The organism is Couchioplanes azureus, from assembly GCF_014648355.1.
GTDB classification, from domain to species: Bacteria; Actinomycetota; Actinomycetes; order Mycobacteriales; family Micromonosporaceae; genus Actinoplanes; species Actinoplanes azureus.
In genome coordinates this window covers 89,008-104,163 of sequence record NZ_BMQY01000003.1, presented here as the reverse complement: position 1 = coordinate 104,163, position 15,156 = coordinate 89,008, and the positions used below count along the sequence as shown (strand labels likewise).

General features: G+C 72.8%; 15 protein-coding genes. 13 read left to right on the top strand and 2 right to left on the bottom strand.

The genetic code is table 11. The annotated features are described in order from the left end of the window. Positions 1–7: 7 nt before the first annotated feature. Complete coding sequence (locus IEY99_RS11770; protein ID WP_189202407.1) at positions 8–2,158, bottom strand: elongation factor G-like protein EF-G2; 2,151 nt, start codon at positions 2,156–2,158, stop codon at positions 8–10. A 284-nt stretch (positions 2,159–2,442) separates the two neighbouring features. On the opposite strand from IEY99_RS11770, the gene pgsA reads away from it, so the two are divergent. From pgsA to IEY99_RS11735, 7 genes are all read left to right on the top strand, one after another. After that, the gene (gene pgsA / locus IEY99_RS11765) at positions 2,443–3,096 is read left to right on the top strand and encodes a phosphatidylinositol phosphate synthase (RefSeq protein WP_189202405.1); all 654 of its coding nucleotides are present in this window, start codon (positions 2,443–2,445) and stop codon (positions 3,094–3,096) included. 50 nt (positions 3,097–3,146) lie between these two features. After that, positions 3,147–3,983: a phosphatidylinositol mannoside acyltransferase gene (locus IEY99_RS11760; protein WP_444542444.1), complete on the top strand. Its 837-nt coding sequence runs from the start codon at positions 3,147–3,149 to the stop codon at positions 3,981–3,983. A gap of 13 nt (positions 3,984–3,996) precedes the next feature. Further along, a complete protein-coding gene (locus tag IEY99_RS11755; protein ID WP_189202401.1) occupies positions 3,997–5,151 on the top strand; it encodes a glycosyltransferase family 4 protein in 1,155 nt (384 codons plus the stop codon). Positions 5,152–5,176: 25 nt separating this feature from the next. Then, entirely contained in the window at positions 5,177–5,707 is a 531-nt protein-coding gene (locus tag IEY99_RS11750; RefSeq protein WP_189202399.1) for a hypothetical protein, read from the top strand. A gap of 108 nt (positions 5,708–5,815) precedes the next feature. Continuing rightward, the gene (pdxS, locus tag IEY99_RS11745) at positions 5,816–6,724 is read left to right on the top strand and encodes a pyridoxal 5'-phosphate synthase lyase subunit PdxS (RefSeq protein WP_189202397.1); all 909 of its coding nucleotides are present in this window, start codon (positions 5,816–5,818) and stop codon (positions 6,722–6,724) included. A gap of 186 nt (positions 6,725–6,910) precedes the next feature. After that, complete coding sequence (gene pdxT, locus IEY99_RS11740) at positions 6,911–7,516, top strand: pyridoxal 5'-phosphate synthase glutaminase subunit PdxT (protein WP_189202395.1); 606 nt, start codon at positions 6,911–6,913, stop codon at positions 7,514–7,516. A gap of 19 nt (positions 7,517–7,535) precedes the next feature. Beyond that, positions 7,536–8,288, top strand: coding sequence for a YebC/PmpR family DNA-binding transcriptional regulator (locus IEY99_RS11735; protein ID WP_189202394.1), 753 nt, complete (start codon positions 7,536–7,538; stop codon positions 8,286–8,288). A 55-nt stretch (positions 8,289–8,343) separates the two neighbouring features. Here the strand turns inward: IEY99_RS11735 and IEY99_RS11730 are convergent, their stop codons facing one another. Continuing rightward, positions 8,344–8,847 (bottom strand): hypothetical protein, encoded by a 504-nt coding sequence (locus IEY99_RS11730; RefSeq protein ID WP_189202392.1) that lies wholly within the window; start codon positions 8,845–8,847, stop codon positions 8,344–8,346. Positions 8,848–8,968: 121 nt separating this feature from the next. On the opposite strand from IEY99_RS11730, the gene ruvC reads away from it, so the two are divergent. The 6 genes from ruvC to secF all read left to right on the top strand — a co-directional run bounded on the left by ruvC (position 8,969) and on the right by secF (position 15,037). Further along, the gene (gene ruvC, locus IEY99_RS11725; protein WP_189203524.1) at positions 8,969–9,562 is read left to right on the top strand and encodes a crossover junction endodeoxyribonuclease RuvC; all 594 of its coding nucleotides are present in this window, start codon (positions 8,969–8,971) and stop codon (positions 9,560–9,562) included. Continuing rightward, positions 9,559–10,161 (top strand): Holliday junction branch migration protein RuvA, encoded by a 603-nt coding sequence (gene ruvA / locus IEY99_RS11720; protein ID WP_189202390.1) that lies wholly within the window; start codon positions 9,559–9,561, stop codon positions 10,159–10,161. Before ruvC ends, ruvA begins: the two co-directional genes overlap by 4 nt. After that, entirely contained in the window at positions 10,158–11,216 is a 1,059-nt protein-coding gene (gene ruvB, locus IEY99_RS11715) for a Holliday junction branch migration DNA helicase RuvB (RefSeq protein WP_189202388.1), read from the top strand. The genes ruvA and ruvB overlap by 4 nt, the downstream gene beginning before the upstream one ends. 172 nt (positions 11,217–11,388) lie before the next feature. Beyond that, the gene (gene yajC / locus IEY99_RS11710; RefSeq protein ID WP_373293353.1) at positions 11,389–11,730 is read left to right on the top strand and encodes a preprotein translocase subunit YajC; all 342 of its coding nucleotides are present in this window, start codon (positions 11,389–11,391) and stop codon (positions 11,728–11,730) included. Between the two features lie 213 nt (positions 11,731–11,943). Beyond that, entirely contained in the window at positions 11,944–13,854 is a 1,911-nt protein-coding gene (gene secD, locus IEY99_RS11705; RefSeq protein WP_189202384.1) for a protein translocase subunit SecD, read from the top strand. 1 nt (position 13,855) lies between these two features. Continuing rightward, complete coding sequence (gene secF / locus IEY99_RS11700) at positions 13,856–15,037, top strand: protein translocase subunit SecF (protein ID WP_189202382.1); 1,182 nt, start codon at positions 13,856–13,858, stop codon at positions 15,035–15,037. Positions 15,038–15,156 lie beyond the last annotated feature (119 nt).

The window sequence follows — 15,156 nt, the reverse complement described above, 5'->3', positions numbered from 1 at the left end:
GCGGCGGTCACTTCGCGGCGGCGTGCTCCTTGCGGACCGCGTCGGCCAGGTGGACCGGCATCGGTTCGTGCCGGGCGTACGTGCGGGAGAACGTGCCCGCCCCCGACGTGAGCGCGCGCAGCTCCACGGCGTAGCGCAGCAGTTCCGACGCGGGCACCTCGGCGCGGACGAGGCTGTGCTCCCCGTCGGCGTCGGTGTCGGTGCCCAGCGGGCGGCCGCGGCGGCCGGAGAGGTCGCTCATCACGGCGCCGACGTAGGTGTCCGGCACGCGCACCACGATCTCGTCGACCGGTTCCAGCAGGGTCATCTGGCCCTGCTCGGCCGCCTCGCGCAGGGCCAGCGCGCCGGCGGTCTGGAACGCCGCGTCGGAGGAGTCGACGCTGTGCGCCTTGCCGTCCACCAGGGTCACGCGCAGGTCGACGACCGGGTAGCCGGCCACGATGCCGCGCTCGAGCTGGGCCCGTACGCCCTTCTCGACCGAGGGGATGTAGTTGTGCGGGACCGCGCCGCCGACGACCTTGTCCACGAACTCGAAGCCGGCGCCGCGGGGCAGGGGCGTCACCTCGATGTCGCACACCGCGTACTGGCCGTGCCCGCCGGACTGCTTCACGTGCCGGCCGTGTCCCTTCGACGCGGTGCCGAAGGTCTCCAGCAGCGCCACCTTCACCGGCTCGGTGTCCAGGTCGGCGCCGCCGGCCCGGAGCCGTTCCAGCACGACGTCGGCGTGGGCCTCGCCCATGCACCAGAGCACGAGCTGGTGGGTGCTCGCGTTGCGCTCCAGGCGCAGCGTCGGGTCGCCGGCCACCAGCCGGGCCAGGTTCTTGGCCAGGGCGTCCTCGTCGGAGCGCGTCTTGGCCACCACGGCGATCGGCAGCAGCGGCTCGGGCATGGTCCAGGGCCGCATGAGCAGCGGCTGGTCCTTGCCCGAGATCGTGTCGCCGGTCTCGGCGCTGCCCGACTTGGTGATCGCGCAGATGTCCCCGGCGGCGCAGGCGGGCACCTCGCGCAACTGCGCGCCCAGCGGCGAGTAGATGTGCGCGATGCGCTCGTCGGCGTCGTGGTCGGGGTGGCCGCGGTCGGTCAGGCCGTGCCCGGAGACGTGCACCGTCAGCTCGGGGCGCAGGGTGCCGGAGAAGACCCGGACCAGCGAGACCCGTCCCACGTGCCGGTCGATCGTCGTCTTGACCACCTCGGCGACCAGCGGGCCGGCCGGGTCGCAGGTCAGCGGCGGGCGCGGGCTGCCGTCCACGCCGGTGACCACGGGCAGGTCGTGCTCCAGCGGCGAGGGCGCCGAGGTGGCCAGCCCGTCGAGCAGCGCGTCGAGGCCGACGCCGGTGAGCGCGCAGACCGGGATGACCGGGTAGAAGTTGCCCCGGGCCACGGCCTTCTCCAGGTCCGGCACGAGGGTGTCGGTGCTGATCAGCTCGCCGGCGACGTACCGGTCCATCAGGGTCTCGTCCTCGCTCTCGGCGATGATCCCCTCGATGAGCAGGTCGCGGTCGTCCCGGATCGGGTTGAGGTGCTCGGGCTCCGCCTCGGCGGTGCGCGGCGGATAGCCCTGCGAGTAGTCCAGGACCTCGAGGGTCACCAGCCCGATGAGGCCCGCGACCGAGCTGCCGTCGTCGCCGAGCATCGGCTGATAGATCGGCATGACGTTTTCGCCGAACGCCTCCTGGCAGTCCTGCAGGGTCTGGTCGTAGTCGGCGCGCGGGTGGTCGAGCCGGGTGATGGCGACCGCGCGGGGCATGCCCACGGCGGCGCACTCCTCCCACAGGGCGGTGGTCGCCTCGTCCACGCCGTCGACGGCGGACACCACGAAGAGCGCGGCGTCCGCGGCCCGCAGGCCGGCGCGCAGCTCGCCCACGAAGTCGGCGTACCCCGGGGTGTCCAAAAGGTTGATCTTGATGCCGTCGTGCACGACGGACGCGCACGCGAGCGATACGGAGCGCTGCTGGCGGATCGCCGCGGGGTCGTGGTCGCAGACCGTGGTGCCGTCGGTCACCGTCCCGGCGCGCGGAATCGTGCCGGTCGCCGCGAGCAGCGCCTCGACCAGCGTCGTCTTCCCCGCTCCGGAGTGGCCCACCAGCACCACGTTGCGTACTCTGCCGGGCTCGGTCACCACCGGCCCCGCCGAGTTGTCCTGGGTCTTCTGCGCCATCCCTGACGCACCTCCTGTCAGCCGGTCGCGGCCATTCTCCTCCGCCCCGGTCGACAAGGGGGTATTGGCCGCCTGGTGCGATGGCGCGTCGCACCACCCGGCCGTGCCGAACGGGGAGTTTCCCGGCTGTTACGACGCTGTCCTTGGATCTGACACCCACCGCAGTCGACTGCGCAACCCCCTGTAGTCGACTGGGGCCGTGAGCAGGGTTCCCGGTGACGATTCGGCGACGCAGTACCGGGGCCGTACCGTCGGTGGCCGGGCGCCGATATGGTGGGACGGCCATGGCAAAGATCGTCAGCGTGCCCGCCCGCGCCGTCGTCGCGTACGGCGTCGACCCGACCGCCCGCTTCCTGCTGCGCCTCGGCGTGTCGCCGAACGCGGTCACCGTCGCCGGCACCGTCGGCGTCTTCGTCGGCGCCTGGTTCGGCGCCCAGGGCATGCTCTTCTGGGGCACCGTGATCGTCACGGCCTGCGCGCTGACGGACGCCCTCGACGGCACGATGGCGCGCATGCGCGGCCCGGCCGGCCAGTTCGGGGCACTGCTCGACTCGTCGATGGACCGCCTCGCCGACGGCGCCGTCTTCGGCGCCGTCGTCTACTACCTGGCGACCGAGGGTAATCCGTACGGCGGCGTGTGGGCGGCGCTCGTCTGCCTGGTCGGCGGGCAGGTCGTCTCGTACGTCAAGGCGCGGGCGCAGAGCCTCGGCCTCAACGCCGACGTCGGCATCGCCGAGCGCCTGGAGCGGCTGGTCATCCTGGGCATCGGTGGCCTGCTCGGCAGCGCGGACCTGGAGTGGGGTCTGCCGGCCGCGCTCTGGGTGCTCGCCGTCCTGTCGCTGATCACCGTCCTGCAGCGACTGGTCCACGCCGCGCGCAGCGACCGGCCCGGCGCCGCGCCGCCCGCCCCCGTCGCCCCGGCGGGCGATGCCCCGTGAAGGACCGGCTCACCGAGCTCGGGTACGCCGCGGGATGGCGGCTCGTGCGCATGCTGCCGCTGCCGGCCGCCCGGGCCGTCTTCAACGCCGCCGCCGACCGGGCCGCCCGCGGCAACGGCCCGGGCACCCAGCGGCTGCGCCGCAACCTGCGCCAGGTGGTCGGTCCGGAGCTGGGCGACGCCGAGCTGGACGAGCTGGTCCGGGCCGGGCTGCGCTCGTACGCCCGCTACTGGATGGAGGCCTTCCGGCTGCCGTCGCGGACCCGCGAGCAGTTCCTGGCCGACTTCGACCTCGTCAACGAGCAGGAACTGCACGCGGCCATCGCGGAGGGCAAGGGCGTCGTCCTCGCGCTGCCGCACGTCGGCAACTGGGACGCGGCCGCCGCCTGGCTCGTCTCGCACGGCTACAAGATGATCACCGTGGCCGAGCGCCTGCGGCCCGAGGGGCTCTTCGAGCGCTTCGTCGCGTACCGGGAGAAGCTCGGGATGGAGGTGCTCCCGCTGACCGGCGGCGAGCGTCCCCCGCTCGACGTGCTCGCCGAGCGGCTCGGGCAGGGCTGGGCGGTGGCGCTGCTGGCCGACCGCGAGCTGTCGGCGCGCGGGGTCGAGGTGCGCTTCTTCGGCGGCCGCACCCGGATGCCGCCCGGCCCGGCGCTGCTCGCGCTGCGCACGGGCGCCCCGCTCTTCGCCGTGGACCTCTGGTTCTCCCCGGAGCGGACCATGGCCCGGGTACGCCGCATCGAGCCCGCCGCCGAGGGCCCGCTCGACGTGCGCGTCAAGGAGACCACCCAGCGGGTCGCGGACGCGTTCGCGGAGGGCATCGCCCAGCACCCGCAGGACTGGCACATGCTGCAGAAGCTGTGGCTCGACCAGAGCGCCCGGGTCTGAGGGGCGAGCCAGCGTGCGGATCGGGATCGTCTCGCCGTACTCCTTCGACGTGCCCGGCGGCGTGCAGAACCACATCGTCGACCTCGCCGAGGCGCTGATCGGGCTGGGGCACGAGGTCAGCGTGCTGGCGCCCGCCGACGAGGACGCGGAGCTGCCGCCGTACGTGGTGGCCGCCGGGCGGGCGGTGCCGTTGCCGTACAACGGGTCGGTCGCGCGGATCGCCTTCGGGCCGGTCTCCACCGCCCGGGTCCGGCGGTGGCTGGCCCGCGGCCGGTTCGACGTGCTGCACGTGCACGAGCCGATGACGCTGAGCCTGTCGCTGCTCGCCGTGCTCTCCGCCCGCGGGCCGGTCGTCGCGACCTTCCACACCGCCATGACGCGGTCCCGCGCGCTGTCCGCGGCGCAGGGCCTGCTCCAGCTCGTGGTCGAGAAGATCACCGCCCGGATCGCGGTCAGCGAGCTGGCCCGCAAGGTGCAGGTCGAGCATCTCGGCGGCGGTGCGGTCGAGATCCCCAACGGCGTGGCGGTGGCCCGGTTCGCCGCCGCGCGGCCGCTGCCGGGCTGGCCCGGCGAGGGCGGCACGCTGGGCTTCCTGGGCCGCTTCACCGAGCCGCGCAAGGGCTTCGACCTGCTGCGGACGGCGTTCGTCTCGCTCGCCCGCGAACGCCCGGGGCTGCGCCTGCTGGTGGCCGGGCCCGGCGACCGCGAGGAGCTGTTCAAGGACATCCCCGCCGACCTGCGCGCCCGGGTCGAGTTCCTCGGGCTGGTCAGCGAGGAGGACAAGGCCCGCATGCTGCGCAGCGTCGACGTCTATGTGGCGCCGAACACGGGCGGCGAGTCCTTCGGCATGATCCTCACCGAGGCGATGGCGGCCGGCGCCACGATCGCGGCCAGCGACCTGGACGCGTTCCGCCGGGTCCTCGACGGCGGACGGGCCGGTGCCCTCTTCGCGACCGGCGACGCGGCCGCCCTGACCACGCTGCTCGGGGAACTGCTGGACGATCCGGAGCGTCGCGCTGGGTTGTCAGAGTGTGCACAGAGCGTAGTCAGGACGTTCGACTGGCCGAGCGTCGCCCAGCGCGTGCTGGAGGTGTACGCCACGGCGATCGAGGCGACGGACGGCCGGGTTTTCGACGACGAGTGGGCGGAACCACGTCACGGGACGTGACTGTCCGACACGATCAGGCACTACGATGCCCGGCATGTGGTGGCTCGTGGGTGCGCTCATGGTGGTGGCTGTGCTGGCGTACCTCGCCTGGACCGCCCACCGGGTGGAACGGGTCCACGTCCGGGCCCAGTCGGGCGCGCGGGCCCTCGACGCCCACCTGATGCGCCGTGCCGCCGCGGCGGCCGTGGTCGCCGAGCGCGCCGACCTCACCGAGCTCTACCTGGCCGCCCGCCTCGCCCTCGACGCCGCGCCGGACGAGCGGGAGGCGGCCGAGAACGACCTGACCCGCCAGTTGCAGGCCGCCGAGCTGCCCGGCGCGGACCCGGCCACCGCCATCCTGGTCGCCACCAGCCGCCGGGTCGTGCTCGCCCGCCAGGTGCACACCGACCTGGTTCGCGACGCGCTGACCGCCCGCGGCCGCCTGCTGGTGCGGCTGCTGCGGATGGCCCGGCAGTACGAGCGGCCGCGCTACTTCGAGATCGTCGACCCGACGCTGCCCGTGCCGCTGACCCCGCGCCCGGCGGAGCCCGCCGATCTGCGCATCCCGGCGGTCTGAGCCCGCCGTCGCGGGGCAGGCCACCGAGGGGTCGATTGGCCATCGGCCGGGACGTGCCGGGTGCGTAAAATTCTCACGAATCCCGACCTCGTGAGGAGTCCAGACACCGTGTCCGAGAGCGCGCCCGACAGCCAGCCCACCACCGGTACCGCCCGCGTGAAGCGCGGTATGGCCGAAATGCTCAAGGGCGGTGTGATCATGGACGTGGTCACGCCGGAGCAGGCCAAGATCGCCGAGGACGCCGGCGCGGTCGCCGTCATGGCCCTCGAGCGGGTCCCCGCGGACATCCGGGCCCAGGGCGGCGTGTCCCGGATGAGCGACCCCGACATGATCGACGGCATCATCGCCGCCGTCTCCATCCCGGTCATGGCCAAGGCCCGCATCGGCCACTTCGTCGAGGCCCAGGTGCTGCAGTCGCTCGGCGTCGACTACATCGACGAGTCCGAGGTGCTCACCCCGGCGGACTACGCCAACCACATCGACAAGTGGGCGTTCACCGTGCCCTTCGTCTGCGGCGCGACCAACCTCGGCGAGGCGCTGCGCCGCATCACCGAGGGCGCGGCCATGATCCGCTCCAAGGGTGAGGCCGGCACCGGTGACGTCTCCAACGCCACCACCCACATGCGCACCATCCGCGCCGAGATCCGCCGCCTCGCCTCCCTGCCCGAGGACGAGCTGTTCGTCGCGGCCAAGGAGCTGCAGGCGCCGTACGACCTGGTGAAGGAGGTCGCGACCACCGGCAAGCTGCCCGTCGTGATGTTCACCGCCGGCGGCATCGCCACCCCGGCCGACGCGGCGATGATGATGCAGCTGGGCGCCGAGGGCGTGTTCGTAGGCTCCGGCATCTTCAAGTCGGGCAACCCGGCGCAGCGCGCGGCCGCCATCGTCAAGGCCACCACCTTCCACGACGACCCCGACGTCATCGCCAAGGTCTCCCGCGGCCTGGGCGAGGCCATGGTCGGCATCAACGTCGAGGAGATCCCCCAGCCCCACCGCCTCGCCGAGCGCGGCTGGTAAGGATCTCCCACGCCGCGCCGGTCGAGACCGGCGCGGCGTTCTTCTGCCACTCACGCAGAATGAAGGGTCCGGAGATCCGCCCATGAGCCGCCAGGCGAATGGATCTCCGGGCCCGGCCTCGGCGGGAGCGACGGTCTGCACCACGCACGGACCTACGACGAAAAGCTCTTGATCTTGAAGGTGTCCATGAACATCGGAGTCCTCGCCCTCCAGGGTGACGTGCGCGAACACCTCACCGCCCTCGCCGAGAGCGACGCCCTGGCGCGCCCGGTCCGCCGGCCGGAGGAGCTCGACGAGGTCGAGGCACTCGTCATCCCCGGCGGCGAGTCCACGACCATGAGCAAGCTGGCCGTCACCTTCGGCCTGCTCGACCCGATCCGCAAGCGGATCGCCGACGGCATGCCCGTGTACGGCTCCTGCGCCGGCATGATCATGCTGGCCACGACCGTCCTCGACGGGCGGCCGGACCAGGAGTCGTTCGCCGGGATCGACATGACCGTGCGGCGCAACGCGTTCGGCCGGCAGGTCGACTCGTTCGAGGCCGCCGTGCGCATCGAGGACGTCGAGGGCGACGATTTCCACGCGGTCTTCATCCGCGCGCCCTGGGTGGAGGAGGTCGGCCCCGACGTGCGGGTGCTGGGCCGCGTCGCGGACGGGCCCGCCGCCGGTAGGATTGTCGCCGTTCGGCAGGGGAACCTGCTCGCCACGGCTTTCCACCCGGAGCTCACCGGCGACCTGCGCGTCCACCGGTACTTCGTCGAGATGGTCGGCCAAGCCGCAGCCGCACGGTAGCAAGACACGGAGGTTACGCATGTCCGGCCACTCAAAGTGGGCGACGACCAAGCACAAGAAGGCCGTCATCGACGCCAAGCGCGGCAAGATGTTCGCCAAGCTGATCAAGAACGTCGAGGTGGCGGCCCGCGTCGGCGGCGGTGACCCGGCTGGTAACCCCACGCTCTACGACGCCATCCAGAAGGCGAAGAAGAGCTCGGTCCCGAACGACAACATCGAGCGCGCCGTCAAGCGCGGCTCCGGCCTCGAGGCCGGCGGCGCCGACTGGCAGACCATCATGTACGAGGGCTACGGCCCGAACGGCGTGGCGATGCTCATCGAGTGCCTCACCGACAACCGCAACCGCGCGGCGACCGAGGTGCGCACCGCGCTGACCCGCAACGGCGGCACGTTCGCCGACGCCGGCTCGGTGTCGTACCTGTTCAACCGCAAGGGCGTGGTGATCGTCCCGAAGGGCGAGCTCTCCGAGGACGACGTCATGCTGGCCGTCCTGGACGCCGGCGCCGAGGAGATCAACGACCTCGGTGAGTCGTTCGAGGTGGTCTGCGAGCCCGGCGACCTGGTCGCCGTCCGCACCGCCTTGCAGGACGCCGGCATCGAGTACGACTCGGCCGAGTCCTCGCTGGTGCCGACGATGACCGTGGAGGTCGACGAGGAGGCCGCGCGCAAGGTCTTCAAGCTGATCGACGTGCTCGAGGACTGCGACGACGTGCAGAACATCTTCGCCAACTTCGACGTCAGCGACGAGGTCATGGCGAAGATCGACGCCTGACTCCCGCCTTCTCCCCACGGCCGTCCGGGTCCCGTCCCGGGCGGCCGTGGTGCTGTCATCCGGCCCCGGACGCCCGGGACATGACGTGGACCAGGCCGCCGACGAGCAGGACGCCCCCTGCGCACAGCCGGGCGTAGTGGCGCCACAGATGCCGTCGGTAGGCGTGCACCCAGGCGATCTCCGCGTCGGCGACGGCGCCGGTGTCCGCACGGACGGTCGTGGGCAGCAGCGCCGCGAGCCGCTGGGCCACCGACGCGGGCGCGGCCCGGCGGTATCCCGGGGCGCCCGGCCGCGCGCCGGGGCGGACGGTGACCTCGACCGGGTGGGAACACTCCTCGGTCCGCAGGGCCATGCGGCGGGCGAGGTAGTCGCCGCGGACGTCGCGCCGGTGCAGCCGGCTCTTCCACTCCAGCCGGCGCCAGTGGCCGGCCAGGTCGGCGAGCACCGCAGCCGCGGCCGTGGTGCCGTCGCCGCCGCACCGGCGGGCCGCCTCCCGGCGCAGGGGGTCCAGCCGCGTGGCCACGTACGCGAGGAAGTCCGCTGGCGGGTCGGCGTCCATCGTTCCATGGTCGAGTGACGCCGGTCACCGCACAAGGGTTCGAGGTGCGTGTGTCGCTCGAGGCCGGCGGGACCGGGCGTACTAGGGTGTCGAACACACGTCCGAGGAGAGGGGAGTGCTCGTGCGGGTGCTCGGCATCGACCCCGGTCTCACCCGGTGCGGCGTCGGGGTGGTCGAGGGCGTGCCCGGCCGGCCCTGCACGCTGGTCGGCTACTACGTCGTGTACACCGAGCCCGACGACGACATCGCCCTGCGGCTGCTGCACCTCGACCGCTCGCTGGCCGACCTCGTCGCCGAGCACCGGCCCGACAGCGTCGCGGTCGAGCGCGTCTTCAGCCAGCACAACACCCAGACGATCACGGGTACGGCGCAGGCCAGCGGCATCGGCATCCTGGCCGGGGCGCGCGCCGGGCTGCCGGTGCAGACGTACACGCCCAGCGAGGTCAAGGCGGCGGTGACCGGCTCCGGCACGGCCGGCAAGGCGCAGGTGACGAGCATGGTCACGCGACTGCTCGGCCTCGACGGCCCGCCCCGGCCCGCCGACGCGGCGGACGCCCTCGCCATCGCCATCTGCCACATCTGGCGCGGCGGCACCCGGGCCCGGCTGCAGGCCGCCGCGGTGCAGGCCGCCCGAGCCGCCCGCTCGGCCCGCACCCGTTCTTCCGCCCCGGCCCGTTCTTCCGCACCGGCCCGCAGGACAGGAGCTCGTGGATGATCGCCAGCGTTCGTGGCGTGGTCGCCGCCATCGCACCCGACAGCGCCGTCATCGAGGTCGGCGGCGTCGGTCTCGCCGTGCAGTGCGCGCCCGGCACGCTCGCCGGCCTGAAGGCGGGCGCCGAGGCCCGCCTGGCCACCAGCCTGGTCGTGCGCGAGGACTCGCTCACCCTCTACGGCTTCGCCGACGACGACGAGAAGCACCTGTTCGAGCTGCTCCAGACCGCCAGCGGCGTCGGGCCCCGGCTCGCCCAGGCGGTCCTGGCCGTGCACCAGCCCGAGGCGGTCCGCCGGGCGATCTCCGCCGGGGACATCGCCGCTCTCACCCGGGTGCCGGGCATCGGCAAGAAGGGCGCCGAACGCCTGGTCCTGGAGCTGCGCGACCGCATCGGCGCCGTCTCGACCGGCCCGGACGGGGTCGCCGGCGCGCTCACCGGCGGCTGGCAGGAGCAGGTCCGCCAGGGCGTCGTGGCGCTGGGCTGGTCCGCCCAGCAGGCCGACCAGGCGGTCGCCGCGGTCGCCGAGTCCCTCGACGGCGAGACGCCTCCGGTGCCGATCCTGCTGCGCCAGGCGATCCGCCTGCTGGGCCGGACCCGATGACCGAGGGCCTGGTCTCGCCGTACGCGGGAGACGAGGAACTGGACGCCGAGGCCAGCGTCCGGCCCCGCCGCCTGGCCGACTTCATCGCCCAGCATCGCGTCCGCGACCAGCTGGAACTCCTCCTCAAGGGCGCGATGGGCCGCGGCTCCCCGCCCGACCACATCCTCCTCTCAGGCCCGCCTGGCCTGGGCAAGACGACGCTGGCGAACATCGTGGCGGCGGAGCTGGGGACCGGGATCCGGACCACGAGCGGGCCGGTGATCGAGCGGTCCGGGGATCTCGCCGCCATCCTGACCAGCCTCGGCGAGGGCGACGTGCTGTTCATCGACGAGATCCACCGGATCGCGAAGCCCGCCGAGGAGCTGCTCTACAGCGCCATGGAGGACTTCCGGGTCGACGTCGTGGTGGGCAAGGGCCCGGGTGCCACCGCGATCCCGCTCGACGTCGAGCCGTTCACGCTGGTCGGTGCCACCACGCGGGCCGGATTGCTGTCCGGGCCGATGCGGGACCGCTTCGGGTTCGTGGCGCACCTGGACTTCTACTCGCCGGCCGACCTGGACGCCCTGCTCCACCGCTCGGCCCGGATCCTGGGGGTGCCGATCACGCCCGAGGGCGCCGCCGAGATCGCCGGGCGGTCGCGGGGCACGCCGCGCATCGCCAACCGGCTGCTGCGGCGGGTGCGGGACTATGCCGAGGTGCGCGGCGACGGGGTCGTCGACGAGTCGACCGCCAAGGCGGCCCTCACCGTCTACGACGTCGACCAGCTCGGCCTGGACCGGCTGGACCGGGCGGTGCTGCGGGCGCTCGTCGAGTCCTTCCGCGGTGGCCCCGTCGGCCTGTCCACCCTGGCGGTCGCGGTGGGGGAGCAGTCGGACACGGTCGAGGAGATGTGCGAGCCCTTCCTGGTCCGGGCCGGGCTGCTGGCGCGGACGCCGCGGGGGCGGGTGGCCACCGACGCCGGGTGGCGCCATCTGGGCAGGACGCCCCCCGAGGGCCGGCCGGCGGCGCCGCACCAACCCGACCTCTTCGCCCGGGATGCGGATTCCTCTCCGTAATGTGAACGTGACGTGTGCCGCGTACGGATCTCCCAGGTAGAAGGATTAGACTCGCCGCCGTCCAACGGGATGTCTATTTCGCCACACCCCGAGCCCGGTGCCGCGGTGGTGGCCCCACGGAAGGTTCTTCCTCGTGTTTTCAGCAGCTCAAGCGCAGGGCGGCGGCAGCTTCATGCCGTTGCTTCTGATCGTCCTGCTCTTCGGCGTCATGTACTTCATGATGATCCGTCCGCAGCAGAAGCGGCGCCGTGAGGCCCAGGCCATGCAGGCGGCGCTGGGTCCGGGCGACGAGATCGTCACCATCGGCGGGCTGCACGCGACCGTCGTCGCGGTCGACGACGAGGTCGTCACGGTCGAGATCGCTCCGGGGGTCAACGCCCGGTACGCACGCCCGGCGATCGCCCGCGTGGTGAAGCCGGAGCCGGCCGCCGCCGCGGAGCCCGTCGTGGCCGAGCCGGCCGCCGAGGAGCCGGTCCAGAGCCCGGTCGTCGAGACCCGCAAGAGCAAGGACTGACGTCGCCCCCGGCGGCCCGTGACCCGCGGGTCGCCGAGGCGTAATCCACCGCGGGCCGCGGGGCGGGGCACCCGAACGGCCCGTCGTTGTGAATAATCGTCGCGGGGTGCTCCGGCCAGGCCGCCGTTTGCGGTCCGAGGCCGCCTGCCCTGCCCTTTCCCCACCTGCGGCCGCGCTCCCGCGGCCTCTCTCAGCACGAGGAGATCGACAGTCGTGGCACGACCACCACAGGGACAACCGCATCCCGGGCGGCAACTCGCCGTGCTCGGTCTCCTCTTCGCCATCCTCTATGCGCTGGTGTTCTGGGGCCCGGGCACCAAGGGGCTGGGCTACGAGGAGCGGTTGCACCCCCGGCTCGGCCTCGACCTCATCGGTGGCACGCAGGCCACGTACGTCGCCTCGCTCGCCAACGGCCAGGCGCCCAGCCGGGAGAGCATGGAGGAGTCCCGGAAGATCATCGACCAGCGGGTCAACGCGCTCGGCGTGACCGAGGCCGAGGTGGTCGTCGAGGGCAACCGCAACATCGTGGTGTCCGTCGCCGGCGAGGCCAACGACCAGCTCAAGACCGTCGGCCAGGCGGCGCAGATGCGCTTCCGCAAGGTTCTCAAGGTGACCGGCGACGCCGCCGCGGTGGCGGTCAACCCGCCCACGGCGACGCCGAGCGCGGCACCGAGCGGCGCCGCGCCGAAGCCGAGCACCTCGGCCAAGGCGCCCAAGGCGCCCGCCGTCACCGGCAGCGCCGTCCCGTCCGCCTCCACCGGCGGCCAGGGTGGCGGCGAGCGGGCGCCCGCGCCCAGCGCCAGCGCCTCCGCGCCGGCGGCCGCGCCGTCGGCGCCGGCCCCGTCCGCCTCGGCTCCGGCCCCGGTCGCCCCGGACATCCAGCAGCAGCGCGCCGCGATCGCCAAGAAGGTCGGCGCGGCGGCGTGGTCCGCGGCCGAGAAGCTGACCGACCCGGTCGACCTCTCCACCAACCCGGCCGCCGGCCTGCCCTACAAGCCCTTCAGCACGCTCAGCGGCGAAGAGGTCAACGCGCTGACGCCGGAGATGCAGTTCAACGTCCCGACGATCAGCTGCGACCAGCTCAACAAGCGGACCGCCGGCGCCATCGACGACGAGAAGTCCAAGGTCGTCGCGTGCCAGAGCGGCGCGAAGATGCTCCTCGACGTCGCCAAGGTGGTCGGCACCGACATCGACACCGCCTCGCCGCAGCTCGACCAGCAGACCGGCCAGTGGGTCGTCTCGCTGGACTTCACCAGCACCGGCCAGCCCAAGTGGACCGAGCTGACGCGGGAGGCGTTCCAGCCGGCCGCCAACGACCCGTGCCTGTCCGCCGCGCAGGCCATGTCGACCGGCGCCACGCACTGCCTCGTCGCCGTGGTCCTCGACAAGGAGGTCATCTCGGCGCCGGAGATCCAGGCCGTGCTGAGCAGCCAGTCGCAGATCACCGGCTCGTTCACGGCCGTCACGGCCCGGGAGCTCGCCGACAAGATCAAGTACGGTGCCCTGCCGGTCACGTTCGAGCCGAGCACCACCCAGACCGTCTCCGCCACGCTGGGCATCGCACAGCTGCAGGCCGGTCTCATCGCCGCCGCGATCGGCATGGGCCTGGTGGCGATCTACGCCTTCTTCTACTACCGCCTGCTCGGCTCCGTGATCTTCCTGAGCCTGCTGCTGTCCGGTCTGCTGACCTTCGGCGCCCTCGTGGTGCTCGGCCGGACCACGGGCTTCACGCTGACCCTCGCCGGCATCGCGGGTTTCATCGTGTCCCTCGGTGTCGCGGCGGACTCCTTCGTCATCTACTTCGAGCGCCTCAAGGACGAGATCCACGAGGGCCGGAGTGCGCGAAGTGCCGTACCGCGGGCGTGGGCCCGCGCGCGGCGTACCATCATCTCGGCCAACACCATCACCATCATGGCGGCCGTGGTGCTCTACATCGTGTCGATCGGCGCGGTGAAGGGCTTCGCGTTCGCGCTGGGGCTGTCCACGATCCTCGACCTCATCGTGGTGTTCCTCTTCCGGCACCCGATCATGACGATGTTCGCGAACACCAAGGCGTTCCTGTCGCCGCGGGTCAGCGGCCTCGGCCGTGCCCTCAAGCGCGCCCCGACCGAGAAGGAGGCCTGACATGGCCAAGGGCCTTGCCGAACGCCTCTACATGGGCGAGGCGAACCTCAACATCGTCGGGCGCCGCAAGATGTGGTTCGCGATCGCCGGCGCGCTGATCGTCCTCGCCGTCGGCAGCTTCTTCGTCCGCGGCTTCCACCTGGGCATCGAGTTCTCCGGCGGCACCCAGTTCTCGCTGCCCGCGAGCGTCGGCACCGCCGAGGCCGCACAGAGCGCGGTCAAGCGGGCGGTGGACACCGCGGGGGTGGCCGACGAGGCGAACGTCGGCGCGGCCCAGAAGGTCGGCGACGGTCCCGACGCGACCTTCAACGTCCGGACCGGCGAGCTGGAGCAGGACGACGCGAACGCGGTCAAGAGCGCCCTGGTCAAGGACCTGGGCGTGCCCGCCGAGAAGATCAGCGACGACCGCGTCTCCGCGGCGTGGGGCGGCCAGGTCACCGAGCAGGCGCTGCTCGGCCTCGCCATCTTCCTGGTGCTGGTGCTCGGTTACCTGGTGGTGCGCTTCGAGTGGCGGATGGCGGTCGCCGCGGTCTCCTCGCTGCTGCTCGACCTCGTGCTGACCGCCGGCGTCTACTCGATGGTCGGCTTCGAGGTCACGCCCTCCACGGTCATCGGCTTCCTGACCATCCTCGGCTTCTCCCTGTACGACGTCGTGGTGGTGTTCGACAAGGTGCAGGAGAACACCCGGGGCATCACCGCCGGCAGCTCCCGGACCTACGGCGAGGCGGCCAACCTGGCGGTCAACCAGACCCTCATGCGCTCGATCAACACCGGCCTCGTGGCGTTGCTGCCCGTCGGCGGCCTGCTCTTCATCGGCGCCGGCCTGCTGGGCGCGGGCACGCTGAAGGACCTCGGCCTGGTGCTCTTCGTCGGCATGGGGCTCGGCGTGGCCTCCTCGATCGTCTTCGCCACGCCGATGCTGGTCGCGCTGAAGGACCAGGAGCCGCGGATCAAGTCGCACAACGCCCGGGTGCTCGCCCGCCGCTCCTCGGCCCGCTCCGGCGACGTCGCCCGCGGCGAGCGCGGCCGCACCGGCGCGACCGCGGCCGAGGACGAGCCGGCGTTGGCCGGCACGACGCCCGGCTCGACGCCGCGCCCCGGCGCCCGCCCGACCGGCAAGCGCGCCACCAACCGCGGCGGCGGCGCGGGCAACCGCCCCAGCGGCGGCCAGAAGCGCCGCTGACGAAGAACGCCCCGGCGGCTGAACGCCGCCGCTGAGGAAGAACGCCCCGGCGGCTGAACGCCGCCGCTGAGGAAGAACGCCCCGGCGGCTGAACGCCGCCGCTGAGGAAGAACGCCCCG